The organism is Pelagicoccus sp. SDUM812005 (assembly GCF_031127875.1).
In the GTDB taxonomy this organism is placed as follows: Bacteria; Verrucomicrobiota; Verrucomicrobiia; order Opitutales; family Opitutaceae; genus Pelagicoccus.
In genome coordinates, this window is record NZ_JARXIA010000009.1 from 183,675 (window position 1) to 200,859 (window position 17,185).

Annotated in this window: 16 protein-coding genes; 10 read left to right on the forward strand and 6 right to left on the reverse strand. The window is 59.9% G+C overall.

The genetic code is table 11. The features are described from left to right. Nucleotides 1-234: 234 nt before the first annotated feature. The 5 genes from QEH57_RS12540 to QEH57_RS12560 form a co-directional block, all read right to left on the reverse strand. Entirely contained in the window at nucleotides 235-1,197 is a 963-nt protein-coding gene (locus QEH57_RS12540; RefSeq protein ID WP_309007083.1) for a calcium/sodium antiporter, read from the reverse strand. An 87-nt stretch (nucleotides 1,198-1,284) separates the two neighbouring features. After that, entirely contained in the window at nucleotides 1,285-2,232 is a 948-nt protein-coding gene (locus QEH57_RS12545) for an FAD:protein FMN transferase (RefSeq protein ID WP_309007084.1), read from the reverse strand. Between the two features lie 3 nt (nucleotides 2,233-2,235). Then, complete coding sequence (locus tag QEH57_RS12550) at nucleotides 2,236-3,021, reverse strand: PepSY-associated TM helix domain-containing protein (RefSeq protein WP_309007085.1); 786 nt, start codon at nucleotides 3,019-3,021, stop codon at nucleotides 2,236-2,238. Continuing rightward, nucleotides 3,018-3,551: an FMN-binding protein gene (locus tag QEH57_RS12555; RefSeq protein ID WP_309007086.1), complete on the reverse strand. Its 534-nt coding sequence runs from the start codon at nucleotides 3,549-3,551 to the stop codon at nucleotides 3,018-3,020. Before QEH57_RS12555 ends, QEH57_RS12550 begins: the two co-directional genes overlap by 4 nt. An 85-nt stretch (nucleotides 3,552-3,636) precedes the next feature. Next, nucleotides 3,637-4,908 carry a porin gene (locus QEH57_RS12560; protein ID WP_309007087.1) on the reverse strand — a complete coding sequence of 424 codons (1,272 nt, stop codon included), beginning with the start codon at nucleotides 4,906-4,908 and terminating at the stop codon, nucleotides 3,637-3,639. Between the two features lie 396 nt (nucleotides 4,909-5,304). Between QEH57_RS12560 and QEH57_RS12565 the strand changes: the two genes are divergently transcribed. The 7 genes from QEH57_RS12565 to QEH57_RS12595 all read left to right on the forward strand — a co-directional run bounded on the left by QEH57_RS12565 (nucleotide 5,305) and on the right by QEH57_RS12595 (nucleotide 11,309). Continuing rightward, on the forward strand, nucleotides 5,305-5,730 hold the full coding sequence (locus QEH57_RS12565) for an RNA-binding protein (protein WP_309007088.1): 426 nt from the start codon (nucleotides 5,305-5,307) through the stop codon (nucleotides 5,728-5,730). A 302-nt stretch (nucleotides 5,731-6,032) separates the two neighbouring features. Then, nucleotides 6,033-6,800 (forward strand): DUF3450 family protein, encoded by a 768-nt coding sequence (locus QEH57_RS12570; protein WP_309007089.1) that lies wholly within the window; start codon nucleotides 6,033-6,035, stop codon nucleotides 6,798-6,800. Between the two features lie 11 nt (nucleotides 6,801-6,811). Then, nucleotides 6,812-8,203 (forward strand): DUF3450 family protein, encoded by a 1,392-nt coding sequence (locus tag QEH57_RS12575; RefSeq protein ID WP_309007090.1) that lies wholly within the window; start codon nucleotides 6,812-6,814, stop codon nucleotides 8,201-8,203. A gap of 25 nt (nucleotides 8,204-8,228) precedes the next feature. After that, complete coding sequence (locus QEH57_RS12580; protein ID WP_309007091.1) at nucleotides 8,229-8,837, forward strand: MotA/TolQ/ExbB proton channel family protein; 609 nt, start codon at nucleotides 8,229-8,231, stop codon at nucleotides 8,835-8,837. A gap of 6 nt (nucleotides 8,838-8,843) precedes the next feature. Next, nucleotides 8,844-9,245: a biopolymer transporter ExbD gene (locus QEH57_RS12585; protein WP_343224773.1), complete on the forward strand. Its 402-nt coding sequence runs from the start codon at nucleotides 8,844-8,846 to the stop codon at nucleotides 9,243-9,245. An 11-nt stretch (nucleotides 9,246-9,256) separates the two neighbouring features. Next, nucleotides 9,257-9,922 carry a hypothetical protein gene (locus QEH57_RS12590; RefSeq protein ID WP_309007092.1) on the forward strand — a complete coding sequence of 222 codons (666 nt, stop codon included), beginning with the start codon at nucleotides 9,257-9,259 and terminating at the stop codon, nucleotides 9,920-9,922. A gap of 25 nt (nucleotides 9,923-9,947) precedes the next feature. After that, nucleotides 9,948-11,309, forward strand: coding sequence for a tetratricopeptide repeat protein (locus QEH57_RS12595; protein WP_309007093.1), 1,362 nt, complete (start codon nucleotides 9,948-9,950; stop codon nucleotides 11,307-11,309). A 55-nt stretch (nucleotides 11,310-11,364) separates the two neighbouring features. Here the strand turns inward: QEH57_RS12595 and QEH57_RS12600 are convergent, their stop codons facing one another. Then, entirely contained in the window at nucleotides 11,365-12,279 is a 915-nt protein-coding gene (locus QEH57_RS12600; protein WP_309007094.1) for an AraC family transcriptional regulator, read from the reverse strand. Between the two features lie 120 nt (nucleotides 12,280-12,399). On the opposite strand from QEH57_RS12600, the gene nagB reads away from it, so the two are divergent. The 3 genes from nagB to QEH57_RS12615 are packed head-to-tail and all read left to right on the forward strand — an operon-like array spanning nucleotide 12,400 to nucleotide 17,162. Then, nucleotides 12,400-14,301 (forward strand): glucosamine-6-phosphate deaminase, encoded by a 1,902-nt coding sequence (gene nagB / locus QEH57_RS12605; RefSeq protein WP_309007095.1) that lies wholly within the window; start codon nucleotides 12,400-12,402, stop codon nucleotides 14,299-14,301. A gap of 6 nt (nucleotides 14,302-14,307) precedes the next feature. Further along, nucleotides 14,308-15,144: a PIG-L family deacetylase gene (locus QEH57_RS12610; protein ID WP_309007096.1), complete on the forward strand. Its 837-nt coding sequence runs from the start codon at nucleotides 14,308-14,310 to the stop codon at nucleotides 15,142-15,144. 2 nt (nucleotides 15,145-15,146) lie between these two features. After that, nucleotides 15,147-17,162 carry a family 20 glycosylhydrolase gene (locus QEH57_RS12615; RefSeq protein ID WP_309007097.1) on the forward strand — a complete coding sequence of 672 codons (2,016 nt, stop codon included), beginning with the start codon at nucleotides 15,147-15,149 and terminating at the stop codon, nucleotides 17,160-17,162. Nucleotides 17,163-17,185 lie beyond the last annotated feature (23 nt).

Sequence of the window (17,185 nt, forward strand, 5' to 3'; positions counted from 1 at the left end):
CCGCTAGGGTGCTTCGGCGCGGCGGTGAGCGCTTTTCTCCATGTTTCGGGAGGAATCGCCTAAAGGGTGAGCTGGAAGGCGCCGATACCGTGAGTCCGCAACTGTTGGTTTCGGGATTTTTATAACGTTAGATATTGTTCCTAGTAAAGAGATGGATTCTCCGGAGCGAGGCTGGTGATGCGGCCTCGCTTCTTTGCGTCCGTAGGACGGCGCGGCGCTGGGGCGCGGGCCGTTTTACTGGCTGAGGAAGACCCAGCTGTTGTAGCCGGCGAAGGCGATCACCAGGAGGGCTCCTTCGAGTCGGGTCACGCGTCCTTCGCCGCCTTTGCGGTAGCAGATGAGGAAGAGGGCGACGGTGAGGGCGGCGACGCTGGGAAGGTCGCGGGTGAGGACTTCGGAAACGGTTTGGAAGGGGCGGATGACGGCGGCGATGCCCACCACGGCGAGGGTGTTGAACATGTTGGAGCCGATGATGTTGCCGATGACGATGTCGTGCTCGCCCTTGCGGGCGGCGGCGATGGAGGAGGCGAGCTCGGGCAAGGAGGTGCCGATGGCGACGATGGTGAGGCCGATGACGAGGTCGCTGACGCCGAGCTGGGTGGCGATTTCCACGGCGCCCCAAACCATGGAGCGGGAACTGGCGAGCAGGATGGCCAGGCCGAGGATGAGCCAGAAGAAGGACATGCCGAGCGAGGTCTTTTTGCTGGTGAGTTCCTCGGTGAACTCTTCGGCGAGGATGTCGCTGTCGCCCTTCATGCCTTCGCGGGTGGTCCAGGCCATGATGCCGGCGAAGACGACGAGCATGACGATCCCGTCGTTGCGGGAGATGTCGAGGTCCCAGACCAGGTAGCCGGCCAGCACGGTGGCGGCGGAGAGGATGGGCAGCTCCTTCTTGAGGATGCTGGAGCGCACGGTGATGGGGACGACGAGGGTGGTGATGCCGAGGATGAGGGCGATGTTGGCGATGTTGGAGCCGAACGCGTTGCCGAGGGCGAGGCCGGGATTGTTTTGGGCGGCGGCGAAGGCGGAGACTACGAGCTCGGGGGCGGAGGTGCCGAATCCGACGATGAGGATGCCGATGAGCAGGGGAGGCATGCCGAAATGTCCGGCGACTCCGGATGCTCCGTCGATGAAGCGGTCGGCGCTCCAGATGAGGGCGACGAGGCCAATAACGAGTGCGAGAATGGGAAGTAGCATCAGTAGGAGTGAGTGTGGAAACTGCGCGAGCGGTTCAAGGATTCTTTGAGTCGCTTTACGGGTTAGGGCACCGTTTACCTGTGGCGGCTAGGAGCGGAACACGAGGGCTTCCGGGAACTGCTGCTCGATGCTTTTTGACTCCTCGGGCCCGCAGGTGGCGAGGGCGGTGGAAAGGGCGTCGGCGAGGGTGGCGGTATCGGCGACCACGTGCACGGAGGCGTGGTGGTTGACGGAGAGGCCGGTGCGCGGGTCGATCAGGTGGTGGTGCTTTCCGCTCGGGTCGAAGGGGGTGCCGTATCCGCCGGACGAGGACAGGGCTCGGTCGTTGAGTTCGGCTACGTCGTGGATGCCGAAGCGGTTGGCGAGGCCTAGTTGCCAGCTTCGTCCGCTGGGGTGGGAGTCGAGGGCTCGTTTCTCGCCGAGGTCGATGAGGGTGTGGCCCATTCCCTCGGCCCGCAGCAGGGCGGCGATCTTATCGGTGATGTAGCCTTGGGCGACGCCGTTGAGGGTGAGGCTTGCGGCGGGGTTGAGCAGGCGAATTTCCTCGGAGGAGATCTGGATCTTGCGGAAGTCTACGCTGGCGAGCGCTGCGGGGAGCTGCCCGGATAATCCGTCTTGGTTGCGGGCGAAGTGTTCGCGGTAGGCGGCGATGACGGCTTGGATGGTGGGGTCGAAGATGCCTCCGGTGGCTTGGCCGATGGAGCGGGAAAAGCTTAACAGCTCGACCAGTTCGGTGGGGGGATTGGCGAGTTGCTTGTTGCGGTTGAGGGCGCTCAGGCTGGAGCGTTCGTCGTAAAGGCTGAAGATTTTTTCCAGTCGTTGGATTTCGGATACGCAGGCCTTGAGGATTCGGCTGGCTTGGCTTTCGCTCGCGCAGCTGAGTTGGATGCTGGCTTCGGCTCCGAGCACGATGCCTTTCCATTGCCTCAGTGGGGTGGAGGGCTTGCTGGCAAGTAGGCGGACCGGGCTGGCGACCGCGAGGGCGGCGGTTTGGACAGCTGCTATCTTGATGAAACGGCGGCGGGAAGGATTCATGGTCTAGCGGGAGAGGGAGCGTTCGCGGGCTTTCTTCAGGTATCTCATGGTGTAGTAGACGCCGGTGAGGGTGAGCAGGATGAGGGCGATGCCGCTGAGGTCCGCGATCCATTTGCCGGCGCTGCCAAAGAAGCGTCCGGTGTGGAGGTCGAGCAGGACGCGGCCCCAGGTGATGCCTTCCCCGCGGAAGCTGCGGATGAGCTTAGCCTTGAGCGCGGCGGGAGCGGGACTGGTTTCGAGGGGTGCGAGGGCGATCGCGGATTCGTTCGCGCTCCAGTCGAGGATGGCTTCGTCCGAGCGGAACTGTCCGAGGTTTGTATCTATAATTAGGGTACGTTGGTCGGGGCTGGCGATTTGTCGGGTATCGTTTCCGGGGATGGCGGCGTCGGGGAGGGTTTCGATGATTTGGCCTTGGTGGGTGAGGAGCAGGATGCTGCGGGGGAAGGCGACGGCTATGAGGTTTTCCAGCACGGCGACGCCGCGTGGGGCGGGGAAGTGCCCGAGGCTTTTTTCGCCGAGGAAGAGCTGCCCGTCGAGGGAGGAAAGGCTGTTTTGCGGCAGCGGGTAGTGGAGGAGTTCGCCGGCGGGTTCGAGGCCGTACCAGTCGTAGACCCAATCCGCTTGGACGGTGCGGCTTTGGAAGTCGAGGTCGTCGCTGTGGTTGAGCAGGATGCCAGTGATGCAGATGGCGATGAAGATGGCGGAGAGGGCGACGCCGACGCGTCGGTGCAAGCGGAGCAGGGCGCGTCCCGGTCCGCGGCGCTTTTTGGCTGGGCGTCGCTTGCTCATGGCTGGACTTGCTGGTGGAGGTAGAGGGCGAGGCCGCCGAGGCGCTTGAGGGCGTTGACGGAGAGGGTGGCGCCGGAGATGCCGTCGATGTTCTTGCTCAGGCGCAGCTTTTCGGTGAGTTCCGCCTCGATGAATTGGTCGGTGAAGAAGCTGTGCTTGACCTCCCAACCGTGGCTTTCGCGGTAGATCAGGACTTTGAGGCGGACGATCTTGCCGTCTTCTACGACGATGCCGACGGTGATGGGTTTGACCTTGCCGATCTCTTCGAGGATCCAGGCGGAGCGGCTTTGCTGGGCCCAGTAGCGGATGCGCAGGGCGGGGTAGTCGTGGCCGAGGATTTTCTGGATCTGGGGCTTGAGTTCGTTGGTGACCCAGAGGACGGAAGGCTTGGGCGGGGAATCGTCGAAGGATTCGGAGATGAAAGCGTCGGGGGCGAGGTAGACGTCCTCGTCGGGGGTGTCGCCAAAAGCCGAATACGCGAGGGCCAGCGATAGGACGAGGGCGATGCGGATCTGTGCGAACGTATTCATAGCGGTGGGCTTGAGCTTTTGGAACGGAAAAGCCGAAGGGGCGCAATCCCCTTCGGCTTCTGGTGTTGGTGTTTACCTTAAATAATTAGAAGTGGTAGCCAACGCCGATGTTGATGATTTCCTCGTCCTTGGAGGAGTCGGCGTAGTCGGTGAACTGCACGTCCCACTTGAAGACGACGTTTTCGATAGGCCAGTAGTTCATGCCGATGTCGAAGAAGGCGTCTTCGGTGTTGGAGGCGCTGCCGGCGTAGTTGTCGTAGACGCTGTAGCGAGCGAAGAATCCCACGTCGCCGGCTTCGGTCTCGAAGCGGTAGGAAGGCTCGATGTAGTAGCCGAATTGCTCGTCGGCTCCCGTGACGCCAGGAGCGGCGCCGCCGATGTCCCAGCGAGCGTAGAGGGCGCGCAGTCCGAATCCGCCGCGTTGGTAGTCGGCGTGGGCGGAGACGAGGGTGGCGTCGATGCGTTCCGACAGGGTGCTTTGGGCGATGTCGGCTTGGTACTGGGCGGAGAGGCCGAGCTGGAGTCCGGGGGTGCCGGAGTAGGTCACGCGGGTGGTGAGGGCGCCGTCGGAGGCTTCGGCGGATCCGACCTTTTGGCGGCCGCTGCGGATGTTGAAGGCCTTGCTGCCGGAGGTCGGGGTGAAGAGGCCGGTGTGGGCGGCGGCGTCGAAAGCCCAGCCCGCGTCGTTGGTGTGGCGATAGGCGAGGCCACCTTCCCACCAAGTGGTGGGGATGATGTTCTTCTCAACGTTGTTGCGCTCGACGCCGTAGAAGGTGGCGGGCTCGTGCGTTTCGTTGAGGATGCCGATGGGGAGGAGGAAGAGGCCGGCCTTGGCGGTGTCGGTATCGTTGAGGTCGAACTCGACGTAGGCCTGCTCCAGCTCGATTTCGCCGACCTTACCGGCACCGGCGATGGAGTGCTCGAGCTCCACTTCGGAGACGAAGCGGACGTTTTCGTTGAAAGCGTGGTCGAGGAAGAGGACCCAGCGGTGGAAGTCGGCGGAATCGGCCTTGCCGAAATTGTAGTGCAGCTCGCCGTAACCGCCGAGGTTGGTGCGGCCGATGGCTCCGGCGCCTGCTTGGGCGGAACCGGAAGCGACGTAGCCTTCTACGAAGGAAGCGGTGCTTTCTACTTGGTCGGCGGTGACTTCGATGGCCTGTTCGGTCTCGACGATCTTGACCTCGGTGGTGTCGACTCGCTCGAGCAGGGCATTGATCTGCTCCTGCTGCTTTTGGATGATGGCCCACATCTCCTCGCGGGAGGGGAGCTCGTCCTGGGCGCTGAGGGCGCTGCCGAAGACGGCGATGCTGGCGATGCCCGCGGCGGCGCGGCGTGTCCAATTTAGGTTCCTGTTCATAGTGTTCGTAGTGTTAAGCGTTTCGGGAACGGCCTTGTTTAGAATCGTTCTTGAAACTCAGTATCAATATCTGGATTTGAGGGTGGCGAATGAAACTGTGTCTCAATAACGAGTCAAGGCTTTGCTGCGCGAAAGCCGACCATGGTTCGGGCTGGGGGCGAGGAGGCCGCTGACCGGCTGTGGCGGCGGCGGGTTAGGCGCAGTGTTACGGGGAGGAAACAGGTGGGGGAAGCTTGGGTGTGGCCTTGCTTTTCGGCTCGCTTGTTTGCGGAAAATCTGATGCGTGTTTAGCTTTGTTTTAGTTAGGCCATCTCTTGATGGTTCAGGTATTTTCCGGTTGTAGCGTCGCTGTTTGAAACTGCCTTTTCTCAATACGACGCTCAAAATATCAGATAAATGGAAATATACGTAGGAAACATCTCCTTCGGGCTATCAGAAGGAGACCTGCAAGACGCGTTCGAACAATTCGGCGCGGTCTCACAGCTCAAGATCATCACTGACCGCGAAACAGGTCGGTCCCGTGGTTTTGGGTTCATCACGATGGATAACGCCGACGAAGGCCAAGCGGCCATCGCTGGACTGAACGGGCAAGAGCTCGACGGACGCGAACTCTCGGTTCGCGAGGCAACCCCACGCGCTCCGCGCGCCCCACGTGGCGGCGGCGGTGGATTCCGCGGAGGCGACCGTCCGCGCGGCGGTGGCGGTGGCGGATACCGTGGCGGCAGCGGCGGTGGAGATCGTCGCGGCGGCGGTGGCGGATACCGCGGTAACGATCGTCGTGGCGGTGGAGATCGTCGTGGCGGCTACCAAGACGGCTACTAAGATCCCCAGCGTATCAACAATTTGGAGACCTGTCCTTTCGAGGGCAGGTCTTTTTCGTTTCTGGGTGCCTCGGTCGGAGGGGTTCGGGGAGGGAGGGGGCGAGCTCGCGGGGCTTGGTAGTCCCTGCAGGCATGTTACGCCACGGCGCCAACTGGCAAGGAATGGTGCCAGCCGGGTCACGATTGCGTTACGCCTGAGTTCGGCCGTTGACCTTAGGTTTTTTGTAGCAGGATGACAGCGCTTCCAACGGGAATGGCGATTTGAACGTGTCCCATCCGTTGCGAGAGAACTGTATTCAAAAAATGAAACATCTAAAATTTGCAGTAGTCTTTGGGGCGTCGCTAGGAGCTCTCTCCTTGCAGGCGGCTCCAGGGAACGGTATCTACGAAGAGGCGAAGGCGACCGTAACCCAATGGGCGGAAACGGAGAACCTTATCTCCAAGGAGCTGAACGATTGGAAGGAGGACAAGGCGGTCCTCGAAGACTTGGCTCGGATGCTGGAAGCTGAAAGGGAAGACTTGTCGGCGAAAATCGAGAAGACGGAGGAGTCTGCGACTGAGGCGGATAGGCGTCGCGAGGAGATCGTAGCTCGCAAGGAGTCGCTGGAGGAAGCGTCCGCCACGGTACGGGAGAGCCTCGAAGCCTTGGAGGACGGGATCCGGAGCTTGCTCCCTTATCTCCCGTCCAGCTACGTAGACAGCATCAAGCCTTTGATTCGGCAGTTGCCGGAAAAGGGGAAGCCGACGCAGCTTTCGCTGTCGATTCGCCTGAGGAACGTCGTCGGGATTCTCAGCCAGGCCAACAAGTTCGATAACGTGATCAGCTTGGAGACCGAGACGCGCTCCTTCGCGGGGGAAGCGGGCAAGCAGGTGAATACTTTGTACTACGGCTTCTCGATCGCCTACTACTCGGATGCGAGCGGCGAGAAGGCGGGCTACGGCTATCCAACTGCGGAAGGCTGGCAATGGCAGGAGGCGCCGCAGTACGGGCCGGCGATCCTCGATATGATTTCGATGTACCAAAAAGGGAAGCAGGCCGAGTTTGTTAAGCTCCCGGTAGTGATAAAATAACTACGGATAGAATGATGAATACTTTCAAGAAATGGGCCGCTCTAGCGGCTGCAACGGTGGTGGCTGCAGGAGCGTTTGCTCAGGCTGACCTGAAGTCGGTCAACGAACAGGCGCGAAAGGATCTGGAGCGGGCTCTCGCTCGGCTCAGCGAGGTGCGCGAGGAGATCCGTGAGGAGAGCGTGCCGCTTTCCCGTCGGATCAACGAGCTAAAGCAGCAGACGCGCGGTCTGGGAGCGACCTTGGAACGCGCTCAGCGGGCCCAGGACACTCGCACCATTGGTTTAGAAGCTTTGGAAGGTCGCGTTCAGGCGATCCAGGATGAGAACGAGTACCTCGGCGGTTTGATGAACCAGTTCCTGCAGGAGCTGCAAACTCAGATGACGGCTGCGGAGCAGCAGATTCACGAGTCGCGTCTGGACGCGATTCGTGAGTCGCTGGAATCCGCGGACGTTTCGGAGACGGAGAAGTTCGTATCGCAAATCGACGCGGTGAAGTTGGGGATCGATCGGATTCGCGAGCGCATTGGCGGCGCGATCTACGCGGGGCAAGCGATCGACTCGAACGGCGACCTGCAAGCGGGGAGCTTCGTAGAGATGGGGCCGGTCAGCGTTTTCGCCAGCGAATCGGGAGCGCAGGGAGGAATCATCGAGAGCCATCAAGCGGCCTTGCCTAACGCTACGGCGCTCTCTCCCGAATTCGCCAAGAGCGTTCACCAAATCGCCACCCAAGCGGAGGGCGAGCTGGACCTCGACGTGACCTTGGGGGCTGCTTTGGCCATCGAGGGCTCGAAGGAAAGCGTAGCCGAACACGTGCTCAAGGGAGGGCTTTGGGTTTGGCCGATCATTGTTTTCGCGGTCTTGGCCGCCTTGCTGGCCGTCTATAAGCTGATTGCGATTTACACGATCAAGCAGCCGGGAGCGGCTCACCTCGGCTCCATCATTCGCAAGGTTCGCGCCGGGCAGAAGGACGAGGCTCTGGAGGAGGCTCGCGCCTTGCCGTGGGAATTTGGTCCGATGATCGAGGAAGCGGTCAAGTGCAGCGACCAGGACAAGGAGCTGGTGGAGGAAGTGATGTACGAAAAGATGCTGGAGGCTCAGCCGAAGGTAGAGCGCTTCCTTTCGGTCATCGCGATTACGGCTGCGGTGGCGCCTTTGCTCGGTTTGCTCGGTACGGTGACGGGTATGATCAATACCTTCAAGATGATCACCCTTTTCGGAACGGGCGACGCGAGTTCGCTTTCGGGCGGCATTTCCGAGGCGCTGATCACGACGGAGCTCGGCCTCGTAGTGGCCATCCCGTCGCTGGTCGCCCACGCGATGCTGAACCGCAAGGCTCAGTCCATCATGGCCAACATGGAGAAGCTTGCGGTCGTATTCGTGAACGGACTACCGGGCCGCAAGTAGCATTTTGCCCATTGGGAATGAAACGATGACAGCATTTTTCCAGGAGAGCTTCATGCCGATATGGAATGCGGGCGGCACGCTTATGTATCCACTTGTTGGATTGGCTATGCTCATATTCTTCACCGGCATGGAAATTGTCGTGTATCTCAACGAGTTGCGCGGCAAGCCTGCCAGCGACAAGACGATCGAAGATTGGATCGAGACGCCGAGCCATGCCAGCGGAGAGATCCAAAGCATGATCGAGTACGGCAAGGCGGCTTTGCCGGACCAGAGGGACGTGATCAATCGCTTTAGCGAGATCCGGAACGAGCACATCGAGCGCATCGACCGGCGACGTACGATGCTTGCGGTCTTCGTGGGCGCGGCTCCGTTGACGGGGCTATTGGGAACGGTGATCGGTATGCTGAGCACTTTTAAGGGGCTCGCCATCAGTTCGGGCGGTCAGACGGTCAACATGGTCGCGGACGGAATTTCCGAAGCGCTCATTACGACTCAGCTCGGCCTGGTGATCGCGATCCCGGGCTATGTGCTGATGATGCTGATCGAGAAACGTCAGAATGCTTTGGATACGTTGATAACTCGTATCGAAGCGTGTGTCGCGCGAAAGGCGCGGGAAGCAAATTGGGAGATTTAGAGAGAGATGAGGAATAGGCGAATGTTCGCGGAAAAGAAGAGCACGGAGGAGATAAATATGTCTCCTCTGATCGACATGGTATTCATCCTGTTGATCTTCTTCATTGTAACGACGGTTTTCGTGGAGGAAACCGGAGTCGAGGTAAATAAGCCGCAGGCGACTTCTGCTTCGGATCTGGAGAAGAACAGCATTTTGATCGCGATCACCGAGAACGGCAACGTGGTCTACGGCGGCAAGGAGATCGGGGTGAGCGGAGTTCGCCCTATTATCCGTCGCCTCTACCAGAAGGAGAAGATGCCGGTGATCATTCAAGCGGACCGTAAGTCAATTACGGATACGTTGGTACGGGTAATCGACGAAGCCAAGCTGGCGGGGGCGATTTCCGTGAGTCTCTCCACGGAGGACTAGAGGTAGCTGCAATGGACGAGCATTACCAATCCAAGGGTGTGAAGCGCGGGCCGGCTCGGTTCGCCCGCATCTTTGTATACTCCGTGCTGCTGGTGGCGGTCATCGTGTTCGTGCTGCCGTTTACGCAGCACTTGTTGAGCGTGAAGGAGCGTCGCACGGTTCGCACGGTCGACGTGGCGTTGCCTCCACCTCCGCCTCCGCCGCCGGAACCGCCTCCTCCTCCCGAGGAGAAGGTCGAGCAGCCGGCGCCCGAGTTGCAGAGCCAGCCCAAGCCGCTGAGCCTGAGCCAGCTTCAGCTCGCGATGAATCCCGGGACGGGCAATGCCTTAGGGGCGGCCTTCGGCATGGGGGCCTTCGACGTGGATACCAACGCCTTGGAGGAGATCCAGACCTTTAGCATGTCCGAGCTCGACGAGAAGCCGCGCTTGGTGCGTCAGCCGCAATGGTCGCCGCCGCGCAACTTGATCGGCCGCGTCAAGGGGGACATCACCGTAACGGCGCTTTACGAGATCGATCCGGAAGGCCGCGTGGAGTTTCAGCGTTTCGAGCGGATTAGCCACGATATCGCTTCGGACGCTGCCATCGAGTACCTTGAGTCCTTGAGGTATACGGTTCCCAAGAAGGATGGGAGGGCGGTGCGGATGCGAGGCCGGACCACATTTACACTAGAACTATAGTAAACAATTTTTGGATACGTTTATCATGAAACTTTCGAATTATCTTATTGGGGCGCTTAGCCTCGCGTCTGCAACGCTCTCCGCTCAAACCTATCCCTTGAGCGAAAACTTCTGGTCCAACCCGGAGTTCAAGGACCGGGTGATGGGGAGCTACGGCGCTCACAGCGAACTCGAGCCGAGGCTCAGCGACGAAGAGGGGCAATTCTTCAAGACCTTGATCGCGGTCTTGGAGGCGAACTTGGAGCAGGGAGCGATCTTGCTCCAGGAACGGATCACGGGCGAGTCGAGCGCGGCTCTGGACTTCATGCTCGGAACGATCCGCATGCAGTTGGGCGAAATGGATAAGGCCGTATCCAGCTACGAGGCAGCGGTGACGAAGTTCCCGAACTTCATGCGGGCCTACAAGAACTTGGGCATCGCTTACGTGCAGAGCGGTCAGCTGGAAAAGGGCGCCGAGGCGATCATCAAGGGCATGGAGCTCGGGGGAGCGGATGGCTTGTCGTACGGATTGCTTGGATACAGCTATCTGAACCAGGAAATGTACTCTTCCGCTTTGAATGCCTATAGCTTGGCGATCGCCTTCCAACCGAACTCCAAGGACTGGAAGCTCGGCAAGATCCGCTGCTTGATGGAGCTGGAAGCCTTTGGCGAAGCGGCGGGCTTGGTCGCGGAGCTGATTGCCGAGGATTCGGCGAACCATGAGCTCTACTTGCACCAGGCGAACATTTCTTTGGCCAAGGACAATATTGAGGCGGCCTTGGCGAACCTCGAGATTTCCCGTCGCTTGGGTGGCGGGGACGAGGGCAGCTTGTTCCTGCTGGCCGACATCTATGCGAATCGCGCCATGTATGCGCTCGCGATCGACGCTTACGAGGACGCCCTTGCGGCGACCCAGGTCAAGGCCGGACGATTCAAGAGCCTGACTCGCGCCATCTCGTCTTTCATCGAAAACCAAGCGTGGGAGGAGGCCTTGCGCCTCAATCGCGTTGCGGTGGAGGGGCTCGGCTCCGAGCTGGACGAGGAGCAGCGACTCGCCTTGCTGAACCTCAAGGCCGAGATTGAGCTGGGCGCCAACGATAGCGATTCTGCGGCGGCGACGCTTGCGAAGATCATCGAGGCGGATCCGATGAACGGCCGCGCCATTGTTTTGCTGGCGAAGCACTCGTGGAAGAAGAAGGACTACGAAGAGGCGGCGTTTCTCTATCAGCGAGCGGAGAACATCGAGACGGTGGCCCCGCAGGCCTTCTTGCAGTACGGTCAGATGCTGGTGGAGCAGAAGGAGTACGTGGAGGCGGCCAAGAAGCTGCGTCGCTCTTTGGATTTGAACTACGAGTCGAATGTTGCGGACTTCCTGCGAGCGGTGGAAGAGGCCGCTTCGCGCAGCTAGCGGTTTGGGAATCCAGTGGTTTGCGAGTCTGCCTGCGAGGATCGCGGGCGGGCTCTTATTTTTTGCTGCGTTCGAACTTTTCCGATTTCCGGTAGGCGGAGGGGCTGGTTCCCAGTTGCTTCTTGAAGCTGCGGCTGAAGGCGGCGAGCGACTCGTAGCCGCAGTCGAGGGCGATCTGGGTAAGGGAGTCGTCGGCGTGGACGAGCAGCTTTACCGCTCGGTTGATCTTGTAGTGGACGAGGTAGCTGCCGAGGCTGATGCCGGTCAGGACCTTGAAGCGCTTGCGCAGGTGGCTTTCGGAGAGCGAAAGGGCGGCGGCGATTTGGCTGATGCTGATGTTTTCCTCCAGCCTCCTTTCGAGCAGGCCGTTGATGCGGTCGACGAGCGCGTATCCGGTCGTTGGGTACGACGGGGAAGCTATCAGTTCGCGGGATCGGTTGAGCGAATAGGCCCGTAGCTTGTTGAGCAAGCCGGAGGCGGCGAAAGTGGTCATGTCGAGGGTCGCTTCGTCGAGCGTTTCGCGCCGAGCGTAGCGGGCGGCGATTTCCACCGCGTCGTCGCAGAGCTCGCGGCTGAGGGGGATGGGGGTGTTGGCGAAAACGTCGAAGGGCTTGGGGTTGCGCGTTTCGAAGGTGAGGAACAGCCAGTTCATGCGCTCGTCTTGAACCTCCATGTAGAAGTGGAACTGGTAGGGCTTGACGAGGAAGGCGTCGCCGGGGCGCAGGTGGAAGATGCGTCCGTCCACGTTGATGGCGCCTTCGGTTTCGAAGCAGAGCATGAGGACGAAGCGGTGGTGCGGGCGGCTTTCGAAGGTGCGTCGCTGCAGCTCCTGCTTTCGGGTGCGGTGGAAGAGCACGATGTTGTCCACGTGGCAGAGGTTGCGGGCCTTGAGGCCGTGGAAGTAGTCGTCCGGCGGCTGGAGTCCGAGGGCGTGGAGTTTGTGGGCAGCTGAGGTAAAGGGGCTCTGCATGTGATCGGAAATATCAAACGCTGGATCAAATTTGCAAATATTTGCCTTGGTTTTATTTGTTATGCTTGAGGGCGTAGCATCTCGCTTTGCCCCATTTACCCATTCAATCCCCGTTTTTATATGAATGAACGTAGTGGTCAGGAACTGTACGAACGCATCCCTACCAAAGTTTTCGAGGACGCCCAGCTTGCCGTTGGGCAAGTGGCTCGCGAGCTAGCGGATGCCATCCGAAAGCGCCAGTTCGAGGGCAATCCGTTCGTGCTCGGTTTGGCGACCGGTTCGACGCCGGTGCCGCTCTATCGCGAGCTGGTCCGGCTGCATCGGGAGGAAGGACTGAGTTTCGCCAACGTGACGAGCTTCAACCTGGACGAGTACTTCGGGATCGATAGCCGGCATCCGGAGAGCTATTACCGCTTCATGCGGGAGCAGCTTTTCGATCACATCGATATGCCGGAGGAGCAGATCAACATTCCGCAGGGCTCGGTGGAGCGGGAGGAGGTTTTCGAGGCTTGCCAGGCTTATGAGGAAAAGATCGCAGCTTGCGGCGGCATCGACGTGCAGATCCTCGGAATCGGCCGCACGGGCCATATTGGCTTCAACGAACCCGGCTCGGGTCCGAACTCCCGCACGCGCTTGGTGACCTTGGACCGATTGACGCGCTTGGACGCGGCCCGCGACTTCCAGGGCGAGCACAACGTGCCTCGCTACGCGGTGACTATGGGGGTCGGGACTATCATGGATGCCCGCAAGGTGTATCTCTTGGCTTGGGGACGCTCGAAGGCGGAGGTGGTGAAAGCCGCGGTGGAGGATGCTCCGGTGGAAAGTCTGCCGGCCAGTTTCCTGCAGGCCCATAAGGACGTGTCGTTTATTTTGGATACGGCTTCCGCGTCGGAGCTGACTCGCTGCAAGTATCCCTGGCTGGTCGGCTTTCCGGAGTGGACACCGGAGCTGGTCCGGAAGTCGGTAACCCACCTTTCGCTGAAGTTAGGCAAGCCGCTTTTGAAGCTGGTGGACAAGGATTACCAGGAAAATGGCTTGTCGGAGCTGGTGACTGAGCAGGGACCGGCCTACGGCTTGAACATTCGTGTCTTCAACGAGGTGCAGCACACCATAACCGGCTGGCCCGGAGGCAAGCCCGACGCGGACGACACCTACCGGCCCGAGCGGGCATCGCCTGCGCGGAAGCGAGTGCTGGTTTTGAGCCCGGAGCCGCAGGACGATGTGCTGTCCATGGCGGCCACCCTGAGCAGGTTGGCGGCGCATGGGCATGAACTCACGGTGGCGTACCTGACGTCGGGAAACCTGGGCGTGCCGGACGAGGAGGCGAATTGGGCAGCGGACTTGATGTTGGAAGCGGGAGACTCGAGTCTCGCTTCGGAAGTGTTGCAGGAACTCGAGGCGAAGGGAGCCTTTTCGGAGGACTCTCCCAAGCTGAGAAAATTCAAATCCTATATCCGTCGCAACGAAGCGCGAGCTTCACTTGAAATGTGTGGGCTTGGGAAGGATTGTATCCGGTTTTTGGATCTCCCGTTCTACGAGAACGGCCGCTATCGTCGATTCGAGATAGGGGAAGCGGATGTCGCGGCGATGCGGGCGCTTATCCAGGCAGTTAAGCCGCACCAGATTTTCGTGACCGGCGAGGCGGCGGATCCCAGTTCGGTACAGGCCAAGAGCTTTTCTGTATTCGAGGCAGCGATACGCAGCTTGTCCGAGGAAACATGGTTCGAGGATTGTTACGTCTGGCTGTATCGAAGCGACGGGCGCGAGTGGGAGATCCACCAAGTGGAAATGTCGGTGCCCTGCAGTCCGGACGAAGCGAAGGCCAAGGCCCAAGCCATTTACCAGCACCGCTCGCAGCGGAGCCAATTGCCTGTGATGAATCCTGAGCAGAGCGAAGCCTGGGAACAGGCGATCCAAAGGAATCGGGAGACGGCGGCGCTTTACGACAAGCTAGGCCTTGCGGAGTACGAGGCGATCGAGTGCTTTGTGCGTTGGAATCCTCGCAAAGGCGAGGGGCAGTAGATCGAGATGGAAAAGCATTATATACCAGACGGAGTGAGTTTGCAGGCGGCCCAAGCGCGGGTGACGCATATGGGCATCGGCGCTCACCAGGACGATTTGGAAATCTTCGCGTACCACGGGATCGCGGCTTGTTACCGTTCGGCATCGAACTGGTTCGCAGGGGTGACGGTCACGGATGGTGGCGGCAGCGCCCGAGAGGGTCTGTATCGAGATTATACGGACGAGCAGATGAAGGAGGTTCGCCATCGCGAGCAAAACCGTGCTGCGAAGATGGGTGGCTATTCCTTCCAGTCGCAGTTAGGGGTGCCGAGCAAGGTTGTGAAGGATGCTGAGGCTTCCTCGGCGCTGGTGGACGAGTTGTATGCCCTGCTGGATGCCTGTCGCCCTCACACGCTGTACCTGCACAATCCGGCGGACAAGCACGACACGCATATCGCGGTGCTGGCTCGTTCCTTGGAGGCGCTGCGGCGCCTGCCGGCGGAGCGACGTCCGGAGCGCGTCTACGGTTGCGAGGTCTGGCGCGATTTGGATTGGTTGGACGATGCGTACAAGATCGCGCTTCCGGTGGACGAACATCCCATCTTGGCTCGGGATCTGGTCGCGGTTTTCGAATCGCAGGTCGCTGGCGGAAAGGATTACGTAAACGCGACCTTGGGGCGTCGTCATGCGAATGCGACTTTCTATCAATCTCACTCGGTGGACGAGGCGAGCGGTTACACTTTCGCGATGGATCTCGGTCCGTTGTTGTTGGATGAATCTCTAAGTGTGCAGGATTTTGTACGAGGTCACTTGGATCGGTTTAGAACGGATGTGCTGGAGCGTATCCAAAAAATGGTGAGGTAGGAATGAAGCTAAGGACGATCTGGAACGTGTGTATGGGGGTGGCTATGCTGGGTGCAATTCAAGGGAGCGAGGGCGGAGTTGCGGGAGGCGAGGAGGCTTTCTCTCGATTGATGCCGGTACCTCAGGAGCTCGTCGCGGGGGAGGGGCGGTACCGTATCGACAAAACGTTTACGGTGAAGGTGAGCGGAAATCCGGATGAGCGTATCTACGCGGCGGCGAGCCGCTTTCTTCGTCGCTTGGACCAACGCACTGGGCTCTTCCTGCCGCAGGACTATGTAGAGCAGGGAGAGGCGTTGGAGGCGGCAGGTTTGGAGATCGTGGTGTCGCGGCCCGGGTCGGTGACCTTGGGCGAAGACGAATCGTACCGGCTTACTGTTGCCGAGGACAAGGTCCGCCTGGAGGCGGAGACTGACTTGGGGACGATGCATGGTTTGGAGACCTTGCTACAGTTGTTGTCGGCGGACGGGAACGGCTACTATTTTCCGGGCGCGAGCGTGACGGACTACCCGCGTTTTCCTTGGCGGGGCCTGATGATCGACTCGGCTCGTCATTTCATGCCGATGGACATGATCAAGCGAAACCTCGACGGGATGGCTGCGGTGAAGATGAATGTCATGCATTGGCATTTGACCGAGGACCAAGGCTTCCGGGCCGAGATCAAGAGCTACCCGCGCTTGCACGAGTTGGGTTCCGACGGGATGTTTTATACTCAGGAGCAAATGCGGGAGATCGTTGCCTACGCAGCGGATCGGGGAATCCGCGTGTATCCAGAATTTGACGTCCCCGGGCATGCTACGGCTTGGCTGGTGGGGCATCCCGAGCTGGCAAGTTTGCCGGGTCCTTATGAGATCGAACGCGGCTGGGGCATTTTTGATCCGACTTTGGATCCGACCAATGAAAAGGTGTACGAGGTCCTAGAAGCTGTGTTTACGGAAATGGCGGCGATTTTTCCCGATGAGTATTTCCATATCGGCGGCGACGAAAACGAGGGGCATCACTGGGATAAGGCAGAGCACATCCAAGCGTTTATGAAGGAACGCGGAATCGCCGACAACCACCAGCTGCAGAGTTTCTTCAACAAGCGACTCCTGGTGATCCTCGAAAAGCTCGGGAAGAAGATGGTCGGGTGGGACGAAATCCTGCAGCCCGGGATGCCGACCGATATAATGATCCATTCCTGGCGAGGGCGGGAGTCGATGGTGGCGGCTGCGAAGGACGGTTATGCCAGTATCCTTTCGAACGGTTACTATATCGACTTGATGCAGCCTGCGAGCGAGCACTACAGGGTGGATCCCTTGCCTGCGGATATCGACTTGAGCGAGGACGAGAGAGCTCGGGTTTTTGGCGGGGAGGCTACCATGTGGAGCGAGCATGTGACGGTGGAAACGGTTGATTCGAGAATCTGGCCGCGTACCGCGGCGATCGCCGAGCGGCTTTGGTCGGACGCGTCGGTTCGGGACGTGGAGGATATGTATCGAAGGTTGGATACGATCGCGCTGCAGCTCGAGGAGCACGGACTGACCCATCTGAAAAATCGGGAGATGATGATGCGTCGCTTGGCGAACGGTTACGATACGGAGCCGCTGCGGGTTTTGGCCGATGTGGTGGAGCCTTTAAAGATCTATCGTCGAAACGCTGACCTGAGCTACCGGTCGTTTTCGCCTTACACGTTGTTGCCGGACGTGGCGGTGGCGGATGCCAAGGACGCTCGTCGCTTTAGGTCGCAAGTCACCGCGTATCTGGAAACTGGGCACGCATCGGACAAGCAGGCTGTGCAAGGCATGCTGGAGCGGTGGGTGGCCAACCACGATGGTTTCGTTCGCTTGGCCGATCGCTCGCCTGCCTTGCGGGAAGCGCTGCCGCTTTCGGAAGCATTGCGCGACCTTGCTGCGCTCGGGTTAGCCTCCTTGCGAGGTGAACTGGTGGAGGCGAAGGCGGTCCTTGCCCGAGCTCGGGAGCCGGTTGCCAAGGTGGAGCTGCAGGTGGTCGATGCTGTCGAGCGCTTGCTGGCTCCTTAGCCGTTTTCAATTTACCCCATGTT